This window comes from Bacillus sp. (in: firmicutes) (assembly GCA_017656295.1).
Classification (GTDB): domain Bacteria; phylum Bacillota; class Bacilli; order Bacillales; family JACDOC01; genus JACDOC01.
This window is the reverse complement of sequence record JACDOC010000020.1, coordinates 23,689-45,696: the sequence shown is the minus strand read 5'-3', so window position 1 is coordinate 45,696 and position 22,008 is coordinate 23,689. Positions and strand designations below refer to the sequence as shown.

Below are 22,008 nucleotides of genomic sequence, written 5' to 3'. Positions count from 1 at the left end.
TATGGATGAAAAAAGGCTTGGGGATATGTCGGATGTGCTACAGCTAGTCGCACCTGGTACGCCATTACGCGAAGGAATTGACAATGTGTTACGTGCGAATACAGGGGGACTGATTGTACTAGGATATAACGAAAAAGTAACATCCGTCGTTGATGGTGGCTTTCACATTAATTGTCCGTTTTCCCCCAATTTCTTATACGAGTTAGCAAAAATGGATGGCGCCATTATATTAAATGAGACGGGAGATAAAATATTAATTGCTAACGCTCAATTAGTTCCAGATCCGTCAATCCCTTCGACGGAGACGGGGATGAGACATCGCACAGCCGATCGGGTCGCAAAACAAACAAATGCTCTAGTTATTGCAATATCTCAACGACGTAACGTGATAACTTTATATCAAGGAAACTTTCGTTATGCGTTAAGAGAAATAGGTGTCATTTTAACAAAAGCAAACCAAGCCATTCAAACTTTAGAAAAATACAAAGTAGTCCTTGATCAAAGCATTTCTAATTTATCGGTATTAGAATTTGAAGAGTTAGTAACTTATAGCGATTTGTTGCAAGTGTTACACCGCTTTGAGATGGTGTTACGCATTAAAAACGAACTCAATTGCTATTTAAATGAACTAGGAACCGAAGGGCGATTAATACGATTACAGATGAACGAATTGTTAGTTGATTTAGAAGAAGAAGCCATGCATGTGATACGAGATTACGCTTTTGACCGAAATGTACAATCATACAAACTACTAACCCGTTTTCAAGAACTGGCCAAGTCGGAAATGATAGATGATCATGTGTTATTAAAACTACTTGGATATCAAGGCTACGTACCGTTAGACCAATCGATTGCTCCTAGAGGGTATCGGTTGTTAAACAAAATCCCTCGGCTACCAACAATTATTATTGAAAACTTAGTCACCAAATTAAAAAGCTTACCGAACATTTTGCAAGCAACCGTAGAAGAATTAGATGATGTCGAAGGGATTGGAGAAGTTCGAGCACGAAAAATAAAAGAAGGGTTAAAGCTAATTAAAGATCAAACGTTTGCGGACCGTCAACTATGAGATGTGTTGTCAATATAGATGGTTTATGTTAAAATATAAAATTTAAAAATTTGACTTCAGTTCATGGTGGTGGTACTCTAAAATACTACGACTTGAATATAACATTCAAACCTTATATCACAAAAATATTTCTTTTTTATTACATTCATAAAATATTATTGGATTTGAGGTTTCAAATGACAAAAAATGTTTATAATGAATTACAAGGAGGTGAGGGTATGTTAAAACGAATTGTGCAAGCCTGTTTCCTCATTTTAGGTGGGACTCTTGGTATTTTTCTTATTCCAGATTTGTTATTGTTTACACCGTTATACAATGTTTTATTAATTAATAACACATATGTAACGGCCATTTTAGGTGCTATCATTTTTTATCTTCTAACTTTTTGGGCGGTTGATTACGTTGTTGATTTTGTCAAATGGTTTGAAGATTCGTTAGTAAAGGCTCCTGTTACCGATTTATTATTTGGTACGCTCGGTCTTGTATCTGGATTAATTGTTGCCTTTTTATTAGGACTCCCGTTCACTGGAATGCAAATCCCAATTGTGAATACGGTTGTCCCGATTTTATTAACGTTATTACTCGGATATGTTGGATTCCAAGTAGGGTTTAAAAAGCGAGATGAATTAATCAATTTATTCTCCCTCCCTACTCGTAATAAGAAAAAGGAATCTGAAGAGATGGACACTTCTACGAAAAAATATAAAATTTTAGATACAAGTGTGATTATTGATGGTCGTATCGCTGATATTTGCCAGACAGGGTTTCTTGAAGGTGTCATTGTCATCCCTCAATTCGTGCTAGAAGAACTGCAACATATCGCCGATTCCTCAGATGTGTTAAAACGGAACAGAGGTCGTCGAGGGCTGGATATTTTAAATCGCATTCAAAAAGAGCTTTCGATTGAAGTTCAAATATACGAAGGAGACTTTGAAGACCTTCAAGAAGTTGATAGTAAGCTGGTGAAACTCGCGAAGATCATGAATGGTGTTGTCGTGACGAACGATTTTAATTTAAATAAAGTATGTGAGCTACAAAACGTATCCGTATTAAATATTAACGATCTTTCCAATGCGGTCAAACCTGTCGTCCTTCCTGGCGAAGAACTAACGGTGCAAGTGATTAAAGATGGAAAAGAGCACAATCAAGGTGTTGCATATTTAGATGATGGAACAATGATTGTTGTCGAGGAAGGAAAAAATTATATAGGGAAGCATATTGAAGTACTAGTAACAAGTGTGCTTCAAACGTCGGCAGGTCGCATGATATTTGCTAAACCGAAATTGTTAGAAAAAGCATTATAACATCTTGTTGAGAATAGGAGTTTGCTTATGACGTATCGAGTGGTGATTCCAGCGGCAGGTCAAGGCAAACGAATGGGAGCAGGAAAGAACAAATTATTTTTAGAACTGGAAGGGTTGCCAATTATTGTGCATACCTTACGCGTGTTTGAGCAAGATGTATATTGTGAAGGCATCATTTTAGCGATTCATCCAAACGACGAAGTGTATTTCCGTCAGTTATTACAACGGTACAATATTCGTAAAGTAATTCGATTCGTATACGGTGGAAAAGAGCGCCAACATAGTGTGTATGAAGCGTTAAAAGTCGTTGGCGAAGATGGAATTATTCTTGTACACGATGGTGCTCGTCCGTTTATTCAACATAAAACTATTGCTGCACTAGTTCAAGAAGCGGAAGATAAAGGTGCTGCCATCGTGGCCGTTCCTGTCAAAGATACAATCAAAAAAGGAATGGATGGCCAAGTCGTTGAAACGATCGAACGATCTAGCTTGTGGTCGGTGCAAACTCCACAAGCTTTTCGTATGTCTATCTTAATAGAGGCACACCGACGAGCGGAAGAAGAACAATACGTAGGTACAGACGATGCCAGTTTAGTGGAGCGTTTACATTATCCTGTTGCCATTGTTGAAGGAGATTACGATAATATAAAACTGACGACTCCAGAAGATTTGTACTTTGCTAAAGCGATTTTAGAGAAAAGAAAGGAAAAGTAACCTCCTTTCCCCATTCGTTACCTGACGTTTGAACAAAAAGAAAAAGGAGCAAAAAACATGTTTCGGATAGGACAAGGATTTGACGTACATCAACTAGTGGAAGGACGTCCCCTCATTATTGGTGGGATTACGATTCCTTATGAAAAAGGATTATTAGGACATTCTGATGCTGATGTGTTATTACATGCAGTAGCCGACGCTTGTTTAGGTGCAATCGGTGAAGGGGACATTGGTAAGCATTTTCCGGATACGGACGAAAAATACAAAGATGCGGATTCCAGTGTTTTACTTCAACATGTTTGGAATTTAGTTGAGTCCAAAGGGTTTTCATTGGTGAACGTTGATTGTACAATCATCGCTCAAAAACCGAAAATGGCACCTTACATTGAACAAATGCGAGCGCACATCGCCCGTTTATTAAACGGTACGATAGATCAAGTCAATGTGAAAGCAACAACGACTGAAAAGCTTGGGTTTACAGGTCGTGGTGAAGGAATTGCAGCACAAGTAAGTATTTTATTGCAGCAAGTAGGGGAAAAGTAGGAGAGACTTTATTCCATTCGTTGATAGTGATACAATGGTTCAGAAGATGAGCGAACGTAAACTAGTGGTGAGAAATTTGTGAGGAGGCAATCGACTATGGCAAATGAAATTCGTGTCCGTTATGCGCCAAGCCCAACAGGACATTTACATATCGGTAATGCGCGTACGGCGTTATTTAACTATTTGTTTGCGCGTAATCAAGGTGGAAAATTCATTATCCGGATTGAAGATACGGATAAGAAGCGTAACATTGAAGGCGGCGAGCAAAGCCAGTTAAAATACTTAAAATGGCTTGGTATTGATTGGGATGAAAGTATTGATGTAGGTGGCGAATACGGTCCTTATCGTCAATCGGAACGGAATCATATATATAAAGAATATTACGAAGACTTACTTGCAAGAGGACTTGCGTACAAATGTTATTGTACGGAAGAGGAGCTTGAAGCAGAACGGGAAGCGCAACTAGCTCGTGGAGAAATGCCACGTTATTCAGGAAAGTGCCGCCATTTAACACCAGAACAACAAGCGGAGTTAGAAAAAGAAGGTCGTCAACCAAGCATTCGTTTCCGTGTACCAGAAGGAAAAGTATATTCGTTTGATGATATGGTAAAAGGAACCGTTTCGTTTGAATCAGATGGTATCGGCGATTTTGTCATTGTGAAAAAAGATGGTACCCCAACATATAACTTTGCTGTCGCTATCGACGACCATTTAATGAAAATTTCCCACGTTCTTCGCGGGGATGACCATATTTCTAATACACCGAAACAGTTAATGATTTTTGAAGCGTTCGGTTGGGAGCCACCGAAGTATGGTCATATGACGCTAATCGTTAATGAAAATCGTAAAAAGTTAAGTAAGCGTGACGAAACGATTATTCAATTTATCGAACAATATGAAGAGCTTGGCTATTTACCAGATGCGCTCTTTAACTTCATCGCGTTACTTGGTTGGTCTCCAAAAGGCGAAGAAGAGATTTTCAGTAAAGAAGAATTCATTGAAATTTTTGATGCGGATCGTCTGTCTAAATCGCCAGCTGTTTTTGATAAACAGAAGCTAACATGGATGAACAACCAATATATGAAAAAACTTGAACTTGAAGAAGTGGTTAAACTAGCACTTCCACATCTTCAAAAAGCAGGTCGTGTAAGCGAAACACTAACGGACGAAGAAAAAGAATGGGTACGTCAATTAATCGCTCTTTATCAAGAACAAATGAGCTACGGGGCAGAGATTGTAGAGTTATCAAGTATGTTCTTTAAGGACGAGCTTTCCTACGATGAAGAAGCGAAGGCTGTACTAGCAGAAGAGCAAGTTCCTGAAGTTCTTTCAGCGTTTTTACAAGAAGTAGAAGCATTAGAAACATTTGAAGCGACTGAAATTAAAGCAGCGATTAAAAGAGTTCAAAAAGCTACTGGTCATAAAGGGAAAAAACTATTCATGCCAATTCGCGTCGCTGTAACTGGTCAAACACATGGACCGGAATTACCAAACGCGATTGCCCTTTTAGGGAAAGAAAAAGTAACGAAACGTTTACATGGCTTAATTAGTTAACAAAATTGGGTTTTTGTAATATAGTAAGAGTACAAGGGAATATCGGCAAAGTGTTGACGGGGAGAAGTAGGAAAACGACGCTTTCCAGAGAGAACCACCACCGGCTGAAAGTGGTTTAAGCCTCTCGTTTTTTGAAATGCACCCCGGAGCCCTTCATCGAAAGGACATCGAGTAGATGGAGGCGGAATACTCCGTTATCATGACCGAGTTGAGGCACGGTTTTAATTGTGCCTAAACAGAGTGGAACCGCGCATCCAAGCGTCTCTGTCCGTCAGAGGCGCTTTTTTTGTTGAGAAAATCAATGACAAAAAGGAGGGATTGTAGATGTTTAAAATGATGAAAGAAGACATTGAAGCCGTTTTTGAGCAAGACCCAGCAGCACGCAGTTATTTAGAAGTCATACTTACTTATTCCGGCCTCCATGCTATTTGGATGCATCGAATTGCCCATGCGTTTTATAAACGGAAGTTTTTCTTTATTGCCCGTTTAATTTCACAAATTAGTCGTTTCTTTACAGGGATCGAAATCCATCCTGGTGCTAAAATTGGTCGCCGCTTTTTCATTGACCATGGGATGGGGGTTGTCATTGGTGAAACGTGTGAAATCGGTGATAACGTCACCGTTTATCAAGGGGTTACGTTAGGGGGAACAGGAAAAGAAAAAGGAAAACGTCACCCGACGATTAAAGATAACGCGTTAATCGCCGCTGGAGCCAAAGTGCTTGGTTCGATTACGATTGGTGAGAATTCCAAAATTGGGGCAGGATCGGTCGTTTTAAAAGATGTCCCACCCAACTCAACCGTTGTTGGTATACCTGGTCGTGTCGTTGTTCAAGATGGTGTTCGCATTAAGAAAGATTTGAATCATACCGATTTGCCGGATCCGGTGGCAGATCGTTGCAATGAGTTAGAACGTCAAATCGCTCAGTTACGGGAAGAGTTAGAAATGTTAAAACTAGAAAGAGGAGTTGTTAGAGAACATGACCATTCAAATATATAACACACTAACAAGAAGAAAAGAGCCGTTCGTTCCTCTTGAACCTGGAAAGGTAAAAATGTATGTGTGCGGTCCGACTGTTTATAACTATATTCATATTGGGAATGCACGCCCAGCCATTGTGTATGATACCGTCCGTCGCTATTTAACGTTCCGTGGTTATGACGTTCAATATGTTTCTAATTTTACGGATGTCGACGATAAACTGATTCGAGCAGCCAACGAGTTAGGTGAAGATGTTCCGACGATTGCTGAACGCTTTATTCAAGCCTACTTTGATGACGTGACGGCGCTCGGGTGCCAAAAAGCGGACGTACATCCACGGGTAACAGAGAACATGGATACCATTATCGAATTCATTGAAAAACTAATCGAAAAAGGGTATGCCTACGAATCGGAAGGAGATGTGTATTTCCGTACAAGAAAATTCGAAGAATATGGAAAGTTATCCCATCAATCCATTGACGAACTAAAAGTTGGTGCTCGTATTGAAGTAGGAGAAAAAAAAGAAGACGCTCTTGATTTTGCTCTATGGAAAGCAGCAAAAGAAGGGGAAATTTATTGGCAAAGTCCTTGGGGTAAAGGTCGTCCAGGCTGGCACATTGAATGCTCCGCAATGGCGCGAAAATATTTAGGTGATACGATTGATATTCATGCAGGTGGTCAAGACTTAACGTTCCCGCATCACGAAAACGAAATTGCTCAATCAGAAGCGTTAACAGGAAAGCAATTTGCGAAATATTGGATGCACAATGGTTATATTAATATCGACAACGAAAAAATGTCGAAGTCGCTCGGTAATTTTGTCCTTGTTCACGATATTATTCAAAAGCATGACCCTCAAGTGCTTCGTTTCTTCATGTTATCGGTTCATTACCGTAATCCAATCAACTATAGTGAAGAACTATTGGAACATTCGAAATCGGCGCTTGAACGATTAAGAACTTCTTATGAAAACTTAAAACATCGAAAACAATCTAGTACAAACCTAGCTGATCATGAACAACAATGGTTAGAGAAAATTCAGCAGTTAAGAAAGCAATTTATTCAAGAAATGGACGATGATTTTAATACAGCTAATGCGATATCTGTTCTTTTTGAGCTTTCCAAACAAGCGAACTACTATCTAATGGAGAAAAATACGATGGAATCGGTTATCGATGCCTTTATGAATGAATTTGAAACACTCTTCCATGTTCTCGGTTTAACTTTAGAGCAAGAACAACTATTGGATGAAGAGATTGAACAACTTATCGAGAAGCGGAATCAAGCAAGAAAAGAGCGCAATTTCGCCTTAGCGGATCAAATTCGTGATCAGTTGAAAGAAATGAATATTATTCTAGAGGATACACCGCAAGGAACACGCTGGAAACGGGGTTAAACCAATGTTACAGAATATGACCTTAGACTACAAGCAATTAAACAGTTTAGCCCTTGCTTATATGGGTGATGCTGTATACGAAACGTATGTTCGGCATCACCTTCTCCATCAAGGAAAGACCAAACCGAACCATTTGCATAAAGAAGCAACGAGATACGTATCCGCTAAAGCGCAAGCTGCAATTTTGTTTTATTTATTGGAACAAGAAATTCTTACGGAAGAAGAAAGAGCAATTGTGAAAAGAGGGCGTAACGCAAAAAGTGGGACCGTTCCAAAAAATACGGATGTCCAAACTTACCGGTATAGTACGGCCTTTGAAGCGCTAATCGGCTATTTGTACGCTAAACATGATCGTGCTCGTCTAGAAGAACTAGTAGCTGCTGCTTTTGAATATGTCAAAATGAAAGAAGGAGGAGGAAGGGTATGAGCAATGATTTGATTGCCGGAAAAAATCCGGTCATCGAAGCACTAAAATCGAATCGAGAGATCAACAAAATTTGGATTGCTGAAGGTTCCCAACGTGGTCAAATGCAACAAGTGTTAAAATTAGCGAAACAAGCGAACGTCCTAGTTCAATTTGTGCCGAAACAAAAAATTGATCAAATGTTTTCTGGAAACCATCAAGGAGTCGTTGCCCAAGTAGCTGCTTATCAATATGCCGAGTTAGATGATTTGTTTCAACGGGCTGAAGAAAAAGGAGAGGCACCGTTTTTTATTCTTCTAGATGAGTTAGAAGATCCTCATAACCTAGGATCCATTTTACGAACAGCGGATGCTGTTGGAGCCCATGGAATTATTATCCCTAAACGTCGATCGGTTGGCTTAACGACGACAGTAGCTAAAGCCTCCACCGGAGCGATTGAATATGTACCTGTTACGCGAGTGACAAATATGGCACGTACGATTGATGAATTGAAAGAACTAGGCGTATGGATTGTAGGAACAGATGCTAAAGGAACTAAAGATTATCGACAATTGGATGGAACGCTTCCTCTCGCATTAGTAATCGGCAGCGAAGGAAAAGGAATCGGACGTTTAGTAAAGGAAAAATGCGACTTCTTAGTCCATTTACCTATGAGCGGCCATGTAACTTCGTTAAATGCATCGGTGGCAGCGAGTCTACTTATGTATGAGGTTTATCGAAAACGGCATCCGATAGGGGAGTAAGCATGGATATATTGCTCGTCGATGGGTATAACATCATCGGTGCATGGCCTGAATTAAGAGAATTAAAAAATCATGATTTAGCGGCTGCAAGGGATCGGTTAGTCGAGCAAATGGCTGAGTATCAAGCATATACCGGTTTTAAAGTGATTATTGTATTTGATGCTCATTACGTCCAAGGAATTGAGCGGAAATATAAAAATAGCAAAGTAGACATTATTTTTACTAGAGAAAACGAAACAGCAGATGAACGCATAGAAAGATTAGCCATTGAATTAAGTAATATTAAAACTCAAGTTTACGTAGCAACGTCAGATTATACGGAACAATGGGCGATATTTGGACAAGGGGCACTGCGAAAGTCTGCTAGAGAGTTATATACTGAAATGAAAATAATTGAACAACGGATAACACGGAAAGTAAAGAAATTTAGTGAGCAACGACCGATATCCAAAATTCCACTCAAAAAAGAAGTGGCAGAAATTTTTGAAAAATGGCGTCGCGGAGAGTCGTGAGCGGTTGACGTCAAAAAATTCTCTACTGTATAATATTTCTATCTATTGTTTTGCGCGGTCGGAGGGATGTATGTGAGTATAAAACACGGGGGCGAGATGGCGAGGTTTGACGTGATGGAGGATGAGGCTATCGTTGAGCGTGTTCATAACGGAGATAGTGAAGCGTTAGATTATTTAATTCATAAGTACCGCAATTTTGTTCGTGCTAAGGCAAGATCGTATTTTTTAATTGGAGCGGACAAGGAAGATATTATTCAAGAAGGTATGATTGGTTTATATAAGGCGATTCGAGATTACAAAGGGGACAAGTTAACATCGTTTAAAGCTTTTGCCGAACTTTGTATTACTCGCCAAATCATTACCGCTATTAAGACGGCAACGCGGCAAAAACATATTCCGTTAAATTCCTATGTGTCGTTGGACAAGCCTATCTATGATGAAGAATCCGATCGCACGTTAATGGATGTTATCTCTGGAGCGAAGGTTATGGATCCCGAGGAATTAATCATTAATCGGGAAGAATTTGATAATATTGAAGAAAAGATGACTGAGCTGTTAAGTGATTTAGAACGAAAAGTATTAGCCCTTTATTTAGATGGACAGTCGTATCAAGAAATTTCGGAAGAACTTAATCGTCATGTCAAATCAATCGATAATGCACTGCAGCGTGTGAAACGAAAATTAGAACGATATTTAGAAGTTCGAGAAATTTATAACTAGTCTATTTTCCTCATGTTGACACAATTGTTAAGACCGTGATAAATTCGTAGAGATGTAAAAAACTTAAGGGTGTAGACAATGAAAAAAAAGATAATCCTTGCTTGTAGGGAATGTGGTTCCCGTAATTATTCAACTTCTAATAATAAATCGTCCCATTCAGAGCGATTAACGATAAAGAAATATTGCAAAACTTGCAATTCACACACCGTTCATCAGGAAACAAAGTAATGCTTGGGCTATGAAAATTATTTCAACGAATTGTGGAGGTTCATCATGTCACGCATTGTTCAATTTTTAAGAAACGTATCAACTGAAATGAAAAAAGTAAGCTGGCCGAGAAAAAAAGAGCTTACAAGATACACGATTACTGTTATTACTACTGTTCTCTTTTTATCTGTTTTCTTTGCGATTGTCGATCTTGGTATTTCGGAATTAATCAATTTAATTATTGAATAACGATCGCCGTTCCATGGTATAATGGAGAATAAATGGAGAATAATTGATGTAGAAGGCCCGGTAACGGGTTTTTTCATTTGTTTGAAAAGTGTACTACTAAACTGTGGGGAGGGAAGGACGTATAGTCCCTATAGATGGAGAAGAACTGGTATGTTGTTCATACGTATTCAGGTTATGAAAATAAAGTGAAAGCGAATTTAGAAAAGCGTGTGGAATCTATGGGAATGCAGGACAAAATTTTCCGTGTAGTCGTTCCTGAAGAAGAAGAAACGGATACAAAAAACGGCACAAAAAAAGTAACAAAACGTAAAGTGTTTCCTGGTTACGTATTAGTTGAACTTATAATGACAGATGACTCATGGTACGTCGTTCGTAATACACCGGGCGTGACAGGTTTCGTTGGTTCTAGTGGTTCAGGTTCAAAACCGACACCGCTGCTTCCAGAAGAAGTAAACGTCATTTTAAAACGAATGGGTATGGAAGATAAGCAGGTGGATTTTGATTTTGATTTAGGTGAAACAGTAAAAGTAAAAGAAGGACCGTTTGCGAATTTTGAAGGTGTCATTGAAGAAATTGACTTTGATAAAAACAAAGTGAAAGTTCTCGTCAATATGTTCGGTCGTGAAACACCGGTTGAACTTGGTTTTACACAAATTGATAAAATATAATGGGAAAGAACTTGAAATTTCCTTTAATTGATGATAATATTTCATAAGTCAGTATGTCTCACAAGAGAGACTGAACTAATTGTTAAGTTCTTTATTTTGATAAAGACATTTTTATGAGTGGGAGGGTTAAAACCCTATTACCACATCACGGACTAAGGAGGTGTGTCTCGTGGCTAAAAAAGTAATTAAAGTTGTTAAACTTCAAATTCCAGCTGGTAAAGCGAACCCTGCGCCACCAGTAGGTCCAGCGTTAGGTCAAGCTGGTGTTAACATCATGGGATTCTGTAAAGAATTCAACGCTCGCACAGCAGATCAAGCTGGTCTAATTATTCCAGTTGAAATTACGGTATTTGAAGACCGTTCATTTACATTCATCACTAAAACTCCGCCAGCTGCTGTCCTTCTTAAGAAAGCAGCAGGTATCGAGTCTGGTTCTGGTGAGCCGAACCGCAATAAGGTTGCGACTATCAAGCGTGACAAAGTTCGCGAAATTGCTGAAACTAAGATGCCTGACTTAAACGCAGCTAGCATCGAAGCAGCGATGCGAATGGTTGAAGGTACTGCACGCAGCATGGGTATCGTAATCGAAGACTAATTCATTAGTCCGGTTCGTTTTGGAAGACAAACGGTTTCTGTTGGACGAGGTTGCGAAGTTGAATGTCTTTTCACTCGCAACCTTTATTAGTGGGAGGTTATTCCGTTAAAACCACAATTGAGGAGGAAAAAAGAATGGCTAAAAAAGGTAAAAAATATTTAGAAGCTGTAAAATTAATTGATCGTTCGAAAGCTTACTCTGTAGAAGAAGCAATTGAATTAGTGAAAAAGACAAACTTTGCGAAATTCGACGCAACTGTTGAGGTTGCCTTCCGTCTTGGTGTTGATCCAAAGAAAGCTGACCAACAAATTCGTGGTGCAGTTGTTCTTCCAAACGGAACTGGTAAAACTCAACGCGTATTAGTTTTCGCGAAAGGTGAAAAAGCGAAAGAAGCAGAAGCTGCAGGTGCAGACTACGTAGGAGATGCTGATTACATCAACAAAATCCAACAAGGTTGGTTTGAATTTGATGTAATCGTAGCAACACCTGATATGATGGGTGAAGTAGGTAAACTTGGTCGTATCTTAGGTCCTAAAGGTTTAATGCCAAACCCTAAAACAGGTACAGTTACATTTGATGTAGAAAAAGCAGTGAAAGAAATTAAAGCTGGTAAAGTAGAGTACCGTGTGGATAAAGCTGGTAACATCCATGTACCAATTGGTAAAGTTTCTTTTGAAAACGAAAAGCTTGTTGAGAACTTTACAACAATCTACGAAACAATGCTTAAAGTAAAACCAGCTGCTGCAAAAGGTACGTACATCAAAAACGTCACTGTAACTTCTACAATGGGACCTGGTATTAAAGTAGATCCATCTTCTTTTGCTGTGAAAAATTAATTTGACATCCACCTTTCTTTGTAGTAATATACAAGATGTTGTGATAATTGAATAACATTTGTACCGTAGACAGTAGGTGCTTCATCTGAAGCTTAATTTCCTACCGAGGTAATGACGATATAGATTGAAAAGCTTATGAATAGGCTTTGATTTATACTACCTCCATGTCTACGGCATGGAGGTTTTTTTATGGACGGTATAAATGTTTGGTGATTAATTCTACAGGAGGTGTAAGAATGAGCAGCGCTATCGAACAAAAGAAACAAATCGTAGAAGAAATCGCTGAAAAATTTAAAAACAGCGTTTCTACAATTATTGTTGACTACCGTGGTCTGAACGTTGCAGAAGTAACTGAACTTCGTAAGCAACTTCGTGAAGCGGGAATTGAATTCAAAGTTTACAAAAACACATTAACTCGTCGTGCTGCTGAAGCGGCTGGGTTAGAAGGTTTAAACGACGTTTTAACTGGTCCAAACGCAATCGCGTTCAGCAACGAAGATGTAGTTGCTCCAGCGAAAATTTTAAATAACTTCGCGAAAGAACACAACGCACTTGAAATTAAAGCAGGTGTAATTGAAGGTAACATCGCGACACTTGAAGAAGTTAAAGCTCTTGCTGAACTTCCATCTCGCGAAGGCTTACTTTCTATGCTTCTCAGCGTGCTTCAAGCACCAATGCGCAACTTCGCTCTTGCTGTCAAAGCGGTTGCCGAGCAAAAAGAAGAGCAAGGCGCGTAAGTTAAAGAAAGTTAGTTAAGTGACGATATATGAAAAACTATATTATTAAGGGAGGAAATTGAACATGACTAAAGAACAAATTATCGAAGCGATTAAAGAAATGACAGTTCTTGAATTAAACGATCTTGTTAAAGCAATCGAAGAAGAATTTGGTGTAACTGCTGCTGCTCCTGTAGCTGTTATGGGTGGCGCTGCTGCTGGTGACGCTGCTGCTGAGAAAACTGAATTCGACGTTGTACTTGCTGATGCAGGTGCTCAAAAAATCAAAGTTATCAAAGTTGTTCGTGAAATCACTGGTCTTGGACTTAAAGAAGCAAAAGAACTTGTTGACAACACTCCAAAACCACTTAAAGAAGGCGTTTCTAAAGAAGAAGCTGAAGAAATCAAAGCGAAACTTGAAGAAGTTGGAGCTAACGTTGAAGTTAAGTAATGATGTTACAGAAAAAAAGCTCGCTGCATAGCGAGCTTTTTTGCCTACTATGAATTTTGTTCTCCTGATATCAGTTCCCGGCATTTTAGAAACTCCTTCAACCCCAATATCCTACATGAATTCTCCGATGGAGGCGAGAACTTTGACAAATCATTATTACTCCCGAACACCAGATGTTGAAAGCAAGCCATTTCAATGGGAATTTACTTTGCGAAATCACCGCTTTCTTTTTAAAGCCGATCAAGGAGTCTTTTCGAAGAAAGAGGTCGACTTTGGTTCCCGTTTGCTCATTGAAATGTTCGAATTGCCAGAAGTCGAGGGTCCGATTTTAGATGTAGGTTGTGGGTACGGTCCTATCGGGTTATCACTTGCTAAATCATATCGTGATCGTACCGTCCATATGGTGGATGTCAACCTTCGAGCACTCCAGTTAGCTGAAGAAAATGCTCGTTTAAACCACATCACAAACGTAAAAGTATATGAAAGTGACCGTTTGGATGGTGTAAAAGATGGGATATTTGCAGCGATCGTCACAAACCCACCGATTCGTGCCGGTAAAAAAGTGGTACACGACATTTTTGAGCAAAGCTTTGAGCACTTAGCAAAAGGTGGCGAGTTGTGGGTAGTCATACAGAAGAAGCAAGGAGCTCCATCTGCCATGGAAAAAATTGAACAACTTTTTGGTACAGTTGAGATCGTAGAAAAGAAAAAAGGGTACTACATTCTAAAAGCGAAAAAACGTTGACGTTCAAAAATGCCTATGTTAATATTATAAAATGCCAACATATTATTTTTCGGTGTTGCGTTAGAAATTTATACACGTTGTATAAATAATGGATAAAAAGGAAATAATAGAAAAATAATAGTTCGTCATGTGAAAATGTGGTTTTTTTAAAACCCTTTTTCTTTTTGTCTTATGGTAGGATGGCTGTCCTTATATAAGACATGATAGACGCAATTAAAACGCTTGAATTTGAGGGGTGAATCAGTTGACAGGTCAACTAGTTCAATATGGACGACACCGCCAACGCAGAAGTTTTGCACGAATTAGTGAAGTATTAGAATTGCCAAACTTAATTGAAATTCAAACCTCTTCTTATCAATGGTTTCTTGATGAGGGTCTGAGAGAAATGTTTCAAGACATTTCTCCTATCGAGGACTTCACAGGAAATCTCTCTTTAGAGTTTATTGATTACAGTTTAGGTGAACCTAAGTATTCTGTAGAAGAGGCGAAAGAACGAGATGTTACGTATTCTGCACCTCTTCGTGTAAAAGTTCGTCTTGTCAATAAAGAGACTGGTGAAGTCAAAGACCAAGAAGTGTTTATGGGCGACTTCCCGTTAATGACGGAGACAGGAACGTTCATTATTAACGGGGCGGAACGCGTTATTGTATCCCAGCTCGTTCGTTCACCAAGCGTTTATTATAGCGGAAAAATTGACAAAAACGGTAAAAAAGGCTTTTCGGCAACCGTTATTCCAAACCGCGGTGCTTGGCTCGAGTACGAAACTGATGCAAAAGATGTAGTATATGTACGTATTGACCGTACACGGAAACTGCCTGTAACGGTTCTTTTGCGTGCTCTTGGTTTTGGCTCTGATCAAGAAATCATCGATTTGATTGGGGATAATGAATACATTCGGAATACATTAGAAAAAGACAATACAGAAAGTACAGAAAAAGCGTTATTAGAAATTTATGAGCGTCTTCGTCCAGGAGAGCCACCTACAGTAGAAAATGCGAAAAACTTACTTATTTCCCGTTTCTTTGATCCGAAACGTTATGATTTAGCAAGTGTTGGACGTTATAAAATTAATAAAAAGCTTCATATTAAAAACCGTTTGTTTAATCAGCGTCTTGCAGAACCGTTAGTGGATCCTGAAACAGGGGAAATTGTTGTTGAAAAAGGAACGCTAATCGACCGTCGTACGTTAGACACAAAAATTTTACCTTTACTTGAAAAAGGTGTAGGTCTACGCACGTTCCATCAGTCTGGTGGCGTAGTAGAAGATGAGATTGTATTACAGTCTATTAAAATTTACGCTCCAAACGAAGATGGAGAAAAAGTTATTAATGTGATTGGGAATGCCAACGTCGATGAGCATGTAAAAAATATTACACCTGCTGATATTATTGCTTCTATTAGTTACTTCTTCAACCTACTTTATGATGTAGGGGATACAGACGATATCGACCATCTAGGAAACCGTCGTCTTCGTTCAGTTGGTGAATTGTTACAAAACCAATTCCGTATTGGTTTATCCCGTATGGAACGTGTTGTCCGTGAACGGATGTCCATTCAGGATACGAATACAATTACACCACAACAATTAATTAATATTCGTCCTGTTATTGCATCGATTAAGGAGTTTTTCGGAAGCTCCCAGTTATCTCAATTCATGGACCAAACAAACCCGTTAGCAGAATTAACACATAAACGTCGTTTATCTGCATTAGGACCTGGTGGTTTAACTCGCGAACGTGCAGGTTTCGAAGTTCGTGACGTTCACTACTCTCACTATGGTCGTATGTGTCCGATTGAGACTCCAGAGGGTCCAAACATCGGTTTGATTAACTCATTATCCACATACGCAAAAGTAAACCGTTTTGGATTTATCGAAACTCCTTATCGTCGTGTCGATCCTGAAACAGGAAAAGTAACCGATCAAATTGACTACTTAACTGCTGACGAAGAAGACAACTACGTAGTTGCTCAAGCAAATGCTCGCTTAGCGGAGGACGGTTCTTTCTTAGATGAAGAAGTAGTTGCGCGTTTCCGTGGTGAAAACACAGTTGTGAAGAGCGATCGTGTTGATTACATGGACGTTTCACCAAAACAAGTAGTTTCCGCTGCAACAGCATGTATCCCGTTCTTAGAAAACGACGACTCTAACCGTGCGTTGATGGGTGCAAACATGCAACGTCAAGCAGTGCCGTTATTGCAACCAGAAGCTCCAATCGTAGGTACAGGTATGGAATATGTATCTGCTAAAGACTCTGGAGCAGCGGTTATTTGTAAGCATGACGGTATCGTAGAGCATGTGGAAGCCCGCGAAATTTGGGTGCGTCGTGTGACAGAAGTAGATGGTAAAGAAGTTAAAGGAGATTTAGATAAATATCGCTTACAAAAATTTGTCCGCTCTAACCAAGGGACATGCTATAACCAACGTCCAATCGTGAGAGTAGGTGACCGCGTCTCTAAAGGCGAAATTTTAGCAGACGGACCATCAATGGATAAGGGGGAACTTGCGTTAGGTCGTAACGTACTAGTTGCCTTCATGACATGGGATGGTTACAACTATGAGGACGCGATCATTATGAGCGAGCGTCTCGTAAAAGACGATGTATATACGTCCATCCATATCGAAGAATATGAGTCTGAATCTCGTGATACGAAGCTTGGTCCAGAAGAAATTACTCGCGACATTCCAAACGTTGGTGAAGATGCATTACGTAATCTTGATGAGCGTGGAATTGTTCGCATTGGTGCGGAAGTAAAAGACGGAGACTTACTAGTAGGTAAAGTCACACCTAAAGGAGTTACTGAACTAACAGCAGAAGAACGCTTATTACACGCCATTTTTGGAGAGAAAGCTCGTGAAGTGCGCGATACTTCCCTACGTGTACCACATGGTGGTGGAGGTATTGTCCTTGACGTTAAAGTGTTCAACCGTGAAGATGGTGACGAATTACCACCTGGCGTTAACCAATTAGTACGAGTATACATTGTTCAAAAACGTAAAATTTCCGAAGGTGACAAAATGGCAGGTCGCCACGGTAACAAAGGTGTTATCTCACGTATCCTACCGGAAGAGGATATGCCATTCCTACCGGATGGAACTCCGATTGATATCATGTTAAACCCATTAGGGGTACCTTCTCGTATGAATATCGGTCAGGTGTTAGAGCTTCATTTAGGTATGGCGGCTAAGCGTCTCGGTATCCATGTGGCGTCCCCTGTATTTGATGGTGCCCGTGAAGAAGATGTTTGGGCAACGATCGAAGAAGCAGGAATGGCGCGCGATGCAAAAACAGTTCTTTACGATGGACGTACAGGTGAACCGTTCGATAACCGGGTATCCGTTGGTATCATGTACATGATCAAACTCGCTCACATGGTTGATGATAAGCTTCACGCACGTTCAACTGGTCCGTACTCACTTGTTACGCAACAGCCTCTTGGTGGTAAAGCTCAGTTTGGTGGTCAGCGTTTCGGTGAGATGGAGGTTTGGGCACTTGAAGCGTATGGTGCTGCATATACACTACAAGAAATCCTTACGGTGAAATCGGACGATGTAGTTGGTCGTGTGAAAACGTATGAAGCCATTGTAAAAGGTGAAAACGTACCAGAACCTGGTGTACCTGAATCGTTCAAAGTATTAATAAAAGAACTTCAAAGCTTAGGTATGGACGTAAAAATCCTATCTAGCAATGATGAAGAAATTGAAATGCGTGACTTAGAAGATGATGACGATACTCATCAAGCAGATACGTTAAATATCGCCCCTGAAGCAAAACAAACTGAACCAGTAGGGACGAAAGAATAATTTATATAGGAGCAATTAGGGTAAAACCTGTAGATCAAAAGGGAGGTAGGCCCCTTGCTAGATGTAAATAACTTTGAATATATGAAAATTGGTCTAGCATCACCAGATAAAATCCGTTCATGGTCATACGGTGAAGTAAAAAAACCTGAAACGATTAACTATCGTACGCTGAAACCAGAAAAAGATGGTTTATTCTGTGAACGTATTTTCGGTCCAACAAAAGACTGGGAATGTCACTGCGGTAAATATAAGCGTGTTCGCTATAAAGGTGTCGTTTGCGACCGATGCGGTGTAGAAGTTACTCGTGCAAAAGTACGACGTGAACGTATGGGTCACATCGAGCTAGCTGCTCCAGTCTCTCACATTTGGTACTTTAAAGGTATTCCGAGCCGAATGGGACTTGTCTTAGACATGTCCCCTCGGGCTCTGGAAGAAGTTATTTACTTTGCTTCTTACGTCGTAACAGATCCAGGAGATACACCGTTAGAGAAGAAGCAGCTTCTTTCTGAAAAAGAATACCGTGCATATCGCGAAAAATATGGTCAAAAATTTCAAGCTTCGATGGGGGCTGAAGCGATTAAAAAGCTCCTTCAAGAAATTGACCTTGATAAAGAAGTAGAATACTTAAAAGAAGAGTTAAAAACATCCCAAGGCCAACGTCGTACACGCGCCATCAAACGTTTAGAAGTATTAGAAGCATTTCGTAATTCAGGAAACCGTCCGGAATGGATGATTTTAGACGTTCTTCCGGTTATTCCACCGGAACTACGTCCAATGGTTCAACTAGATGGTGGTCGTTTTGCGACATCTGACTTAAACGACTTATATCGTCGCGTAATTAACCGTAACAACCGTTTAAAACGTTTATTAGATCTTGGGGCTCCTAGCATTATCGTTCAAAACGAAAAGCGTATGCTTCAAGAAGCGGTAGACGCATTAATCGATAACGGTCGTCGCGGTCGTCCGGTTACTGGACCAGGCAATCGTCCGCTTAAATCACTTTCACATATGTTGAAAGGTAAGCAAGGTCGTTTCCGTCAAAACCTATTAGGTAAACGTGTTGACTATTCTGGCCGTTCGGTAATCGTCGTTGGTCCAAACTTAAAAATGTACCAGTGTGGTCTTCCAAAAGAAATGGCGCTTGAGCTATTTAAGCCGTTCGTTATGAAAGAGCTTGTAGAAAAAGGACTTGCGCACAACATTAAGAGTGCGAAACGGAAAATCGAGCGTGTTCAACCAGAAGTGTGGGATGTATTAGAGGAAGTTATTAAAGAACATCCGGTTCTATTAAACCGTGCACCAACACTACACCGCCTCGGTATTCAAGCGTTCGAACCAACTCTTGTTGAAGGTCGTGCGATTCGCTTACACCCACTTGTATGTACAGCGTATAACGCCGACTTTGACGGAGACCAAATGGCGGTACACGTACCGTTATCTGCTGAAGCACAAGCTGAGGCACGCTTACTCATGCTTGCTGCTCAAAACATCTTGAATCCGAAAGATGGTAAACCGGTTGTAACTCCTTCACAAGACATGGTATTAGGTAACTATTATTTAACAATGGAACGTGAAGGGGCAATTGGTGAAGGTAAAGTCTTTAAAGATACAAATGAAGCACTGATTGCTTATCAAAACGGATATGTACACTTACATTCTCGTATTGCGATTCACGCCGGCTCGTTAAATAATGAGACATTTACGGAAGAGCAAAACAAAAAATTATTAATCACAACAGTCGGAAAGCTCATCTTTAATGAAATTTTACCAAACTCTTTCCCATACATTAACGAGCCAACGAAAGAAAACTTAGAAGAGCGAACACCAGATAAATATTTTGTAGATACAACAACTAATGTAAAAGAACATATTAAAAACCAACCGCTCGTACCACCGTTTAAGAAGAAAATTCTTGGTAACATCATTGCGGAAGTATTCAAGCGTTTCAAGATTACGGAAACATCCAAAATGCTTGACCGCATGAAAGACCTTGGATTTAAATACTCGACAAAAGCGGGTATTACGATTGGTATCGCTGACATTGTCGTATTAGGTGAAAAAGAACAAATCTTAAAAGAAGCTCAAGCAAAAGTAGACAATGTCATGAAACAATTCAGACGTGGTCTCATCACAGAAGACGAACGTTACGATCGAGTTATTTCTATTTGGAGTGCGGCTAAAGACACCATCCAAGGCAAGTTAATGGAAACGCTCGATAAGTTAAACCCAATCTTCATGATGAGTGATTCCGGTGCCCGTGGTAATGCATCAAACTTCACACAGCTAGCAGGTATGCGCGGTCTTATGGCCAACCCTGCTGGACGAATTATCGAATTACCAATCAAATCAAGTTTCCGCGAAGGTTTAACAGTATTAGAGTACTTCATTTCTACACACGGTGCTCGTAAAGGTCTTGCGGACACAGCATTAAAAACAGCAGACTCTGGTTACTTAACTCGTCGTCTCGTAGACGTAGCACAAGACGTCATTGTACGTGAAGACGACTGTGGAACTGACCGAGGATTGCTTGTTCGCGCATTAAAAGATGGAACAGAAGTTATTGAATCGTTAGAAGAACGTCTCATCGGTCGATATGCGCGGAAAACTGTAAAGCATCCAGAGACAGGTGAAGTACTAGTTAAAGAAAATGAAATGATTAATGAAGATATCGCCCGTACTATTGTTAGTGCCGGAATTGAAGAAGTGTGGATTCGTTCTGCCTTCACATGTAATACACGTCACGGAGTATGTAAAAAATGTTACGGTCGCAACTTAGCAACAGGACAGGACGTCGAGGTTGGCGAAGCAGTTGGTATTATTGCTGCTCAATCCATTGGTGAGCCTGGTACACAGTTAACGATGCGTACATTCCACACAGGTGGGGTTGCAGGAGACGACATCACACAAGGTCTTCCACGTGTTCAAGAGCTATTTGAAGCACGTAACCCGAAAGGTCAAGCGGTCATTTCGGAAATTGATGGTGTAGTTATCGCCATTAACGAAGGTCGTGACCGACAACACGAAATTGTTGTTCAAGGTGAAGTCGAAACACGTACGTACTCTGCACCGTACACTGCTCGCTTGAAAGTATCGGTAAACGATAAAGTTGAACGCGGACAAGAACTAACAGAAGGTTCTATCGATCCGAAGGAACTTCTAAAAGTGCGTGATGTAGCAGCTGTTCAAGAGTACTTGTTACGCGAAGTTCAAAAAGTTTACCGTATGCAAGGGGTAGAAATCGGTGACAAACATATCGAGGTTATGGTTCGTCAAATGCTTCGTAAAGTTCGTGTCATCGATGCAGGAGACACTGATGTACTACCAGGTACATTACTTGATATTCACCAGTTTACTGACGCAAACGAAAAGGCGTTAAAAGAAGGGAAAATTCCGGCGACTGGACGTCCAGTATTGCTTGGTATTACAAAAGCGTCTCTTGAAACAGACTCCTTCTTATCAGCGGCATCCTTCCAAGAAACTACTCGTGTGTTAACGGATGCAGCTATTAAAGGAAAACGTGACGAATTACTCGGATTAAAAGAAAACGTCATTATCGGTAAACTAGTTCCAGCTGGAACAGGTATGCAGCGTTATCGTAAAGCCGAGGCTGTCATTGTGAAGGAAGAAGATTCTTCAGCTGTAACAGTTGAATAATAATTTTGGCATACCGCTTAGGGCGGTATGCCATTAAATAAATTTATTGTAAACAATATTGACATACCATTTTATTGATGATAATATATTCAAGGTTGCTCCTAAAAACCTGTCACTTTGGAGGA

General features: G+C 40.1%; 21 protein-coding genes and 2 other annotated features. All 21 genes read left to right on the top strand.

Annotated elements, in window-relative coordinates:
- The first annotated feature begins 1 nt into the window (after nt 1).
- The 21 genes from disA to rpoC all read left to right on the top strand — a co-directional run bounded on the left by disA (nt 2) and on the right by rpoC (nt 21,883).
- The gene (disA, locus tag H0Z31_13300; GenBank protein ID MBO8178419.1) at nt 2-1,069 is read left to right on the top strand and encodes a DNA integrity scanning protein DisA; all 1,068 of its coding nucleotides are present in this window, start codon (nt 2-4) and stop codon (nt 1,067-1,069) included.
- A gap of 218 nt (nt 1,070-1,287) precedes the next feature.
- A complete protein-coding gene (locus tag H0Z31_13295; protein ID MBO8178418.1) occupies nt 1,288-2,373 on the top strand; it encodes a PIN/TRAM domain-containing protein in 1,086 nt (361 codons plus the stop codon).
- A 27-nt stretch (nt 2,374-2,400) separates the two neighbouring features.
- Complete coding sequence (locus tag H0Z31_13290) at nt 2,401-3,087, top strand: 2-C-methyl-D-erythritol 4-phosphate cytidylyltransferase (GenBank protein MBO8178417.1); 687 nt, start codon at nt 2,401-2,403, stop codon at nt 3,085-3,087.
- 57 nt (nt 3,088-3,144) lie between these two features.
- Nucleotides 3,145-3,630, top strand: coding sequence for a 2-C-methyl-D-erythritol 2,4-cyclodiphosphate synthase (locus tag H0Z31_13285; protein ID MBO8178416.1), 486 nt, complete (start codon nt 3,145-3,147; stop codon nt 3,628-3,630).
- A gap of 96 nt (nt 3,631-3,726) precedes the next feature.
- Entirely contained in the window at nt 3,727-5,184 is a 1,458-nt protein-coding gene (locus H0Z31_13280; protein MBO8178415.1) for a glutamate--tRNA ligase, read from the top strand.
- 44 nt (nt 5,185-5,228) lie between these two features.
- Nucleotides 5,229-5,453, top strand: a binding site (T-box leader).
- Between the two features lie 55 nt (nt 5,454-5,508).
- Nucleotides 5,509-6,183, top strand: a complete 675-nt coding sequence (gene cysE, locus H0Z31_13275) for a serine O-acetyltransferase (protein ID MBO8178414.1) — start codon at nt 5,509-5,511, stop codon at nt 6,181-6,183.
- The gene (gene cysS / locus H0Z31_13270) at nt 6,164-7,561 is read left to right on the top strand and encodes a cysteine--tRNA ligase (GenBank protein ID MBO8178413.1); all 1,398 of its coding nucleotides are present in this window, start codon (nt 6,164-6,166) and stop codon (nt 7,559-7,561) included. The genes cysE and cysS overlap by 20 nt, the downstream gene beginning before the upstream one ends.
- A gap of 4 nt (nt 7,562-7,565) precedes the next feature.
- Nucleotides 7,566-7,988 carry a Mini-ribonuclease 3 gene (locus H0Z31_13265; protein MBO8178412.1) on the top strand — a complete coding sequence of 141 codons (423 nt, stop codon included), beginning with the start codon at nt 7,566-7,568 and terminating at the stop codon, nt 7,986-7,988.
- Nucleotides 7,985-8,728: a 23S rRNA (guanosine(2251)-2'-O)-methyltransferase RlmB gene (rlmB, locus tag H0Z31_13260; protein MBO8178411.1), complete on the top strand. Its 744-nt coding sequence runs from the start codon at nt 7,985-7,987 to the stop codon at nt 8,726-8,728. Before H0Z31_13265 ends, rlmB begins: the two co-directional genes overlap by 4 nt.
- A gap of 2 nt (nt 8,729-8,730) precedes the next feature.
- Nucleotides 8,731-9,240 carry an NYN domain-containing protein gene (locus H0Z31_13255; protein ID MBO8178410.1) on the top strand — a complete coding sequence of 170 codons (510 nt, stop codon included), beginning with the start codon at nt 8,731-8,733 and terminating at the stop codon, nt 9,238-9,240.
- A 66-nt stretch (nt 9,241-9,306) separates the two neighbouring features.
- Complete coding sequence (gene sigH / locus H0Z31_13250; protein MBO8178409.1) at nt 9,307-9,960, top strand: RNA polymerase sporulation sigma factor SigH; 654 nt, start codon at nt 9,307-9,309, stop codon at nt 9,958-9,960.
- Nucleotides 9,961-10,038: 78 nt separating this feature from the next.
- Nucleotides 10,039-10,188 (top strand): 50S ribosomal protein L33, encoded by a 150-nt coding sequence (rpmG, locus tag H0Z31_13245; protein MBO8178408.1) that lies wholly within the window; start codon nt 10,039-10,041, stop codon nt 10,186-10,188.
- A 45-nt stretch (nt 10,189-10,233) separates the two neighbouring features.
- Nucleotides 10,234-10,416: a preprotein translocase subunit SecE gene (gene secE / locus H0Z31_13240; GenBank protein ID MBO8178407.1), complete on the top strand. Its 183-nt coding sequence runs from the start codon at nt 10,234-10,236 to the stop codon at nt 10,414-10,416.
- Nucleotides 10,417-10,550: 134 nt separating this feature from the next.
- Complete coding sequence (nusG, locus tag H0Z31_13235; GenBank protein MBO8178406.1) at nt 10,551-11,084, top strand: transcription termination/antitermination protein NusG; 534 nt, start codon at nt 10,551-10,553, stop codon at nt 11,082-11,084.
- A gap of 169 nt (nt 11,085-11,253) precedes the next feature.
- Nucleotides 11,254-11,679, top strand: a complete 426-nt coding sequence (gene rplK, locus H0Z31_13230) for a 50S ribosomal protein L11 (GenBank protein ID MBO8178405.1) — start codon at nt 11,254-11,256, stop codon at nt 11,677-11,679.
- A gap of 134 nt (nt 11,680-11,813) precedes the next feature.
- Nucleotides 11,814-12,515: a 50S ribosomal protein L1 gene (gene rplA, locus H0Z31_13225; protein ID MBO8178404.1), complete on the top strand. Its 702-nt coding sequence runs from the start codon at nt 11,814-11,816 to the stop codon at nt 12,513-12,515.
- A gap of 45 nt (nt 12,516-12,560) precedes the next feature.
- Nucleotides 12,561-12,712: a sequence feature (ribosomal protein L10 leader region), on the top strand.
- Between the two features lie 39 nt (nt 12,713-12,751).
- Complete coding sequence (locus H0Z31_13220; GenBank protein ID MBO8178403.1) at nt 12,752-13,252, top strand: 50S ribosomal protein L10; 501 nt, start codon at nt 12,752-12,754, stop codon at nt 13,250-13,252.
- 64 nt (nt 13,253-13,316) lie between these two features.
- Entirely contained in the window at nt 13,317-13,682 is a 366-nt protein-coding gene (gene rplL, locus H0Z31_13215; protein MBO8178402.1) for a 50S ribosomal protein L7/L12, read from the top strand.
- A gap of 142 nt (nt 13,683-13,824) precedes the next feature.
- On the top strand, nt 13,825-14,427 hold the full coding sequence (locus H0Z31_13210) for a class I SAM-dependent methyltransferase (GenBank protein ID MBO8178401.1): 603 nt from the start codon (nt 13,825-13,827) through the stop codon (nt 14,425-14,427).
- 244 nt (nt 14,428-14,671) lie between these two features.
- Nucleotides 14,672-18,229: a DNA-directed RNA polymerase subunit beta gene (gene rpoB, locus H0Z31_13205; GenBank protein ID MBO8178400.1), complete on the top strand. Its 3,558-nt coding sequence runs from the start codon at nt 14,672-14,674 to the stop codon at nt 18,227-18,229.
- A gap of 54 nt (nt 18,230-18,283) precedes the next feature.
- Nucleotides 18,284-21,883 (top strand): DNA-directed RNA polymerase subunit beta', encoded by a 3,600-nt coding sequence (gene rpoC / locus H0Z31_13200; GenBank protein ID MBO8178399.1) that lies wholly within the window; start codon nt 18,284-18,286, stop codon nt 21,881-21,883.
- Nucleotides 21,884-22,008: the final 125 nt, after the last annotated feature.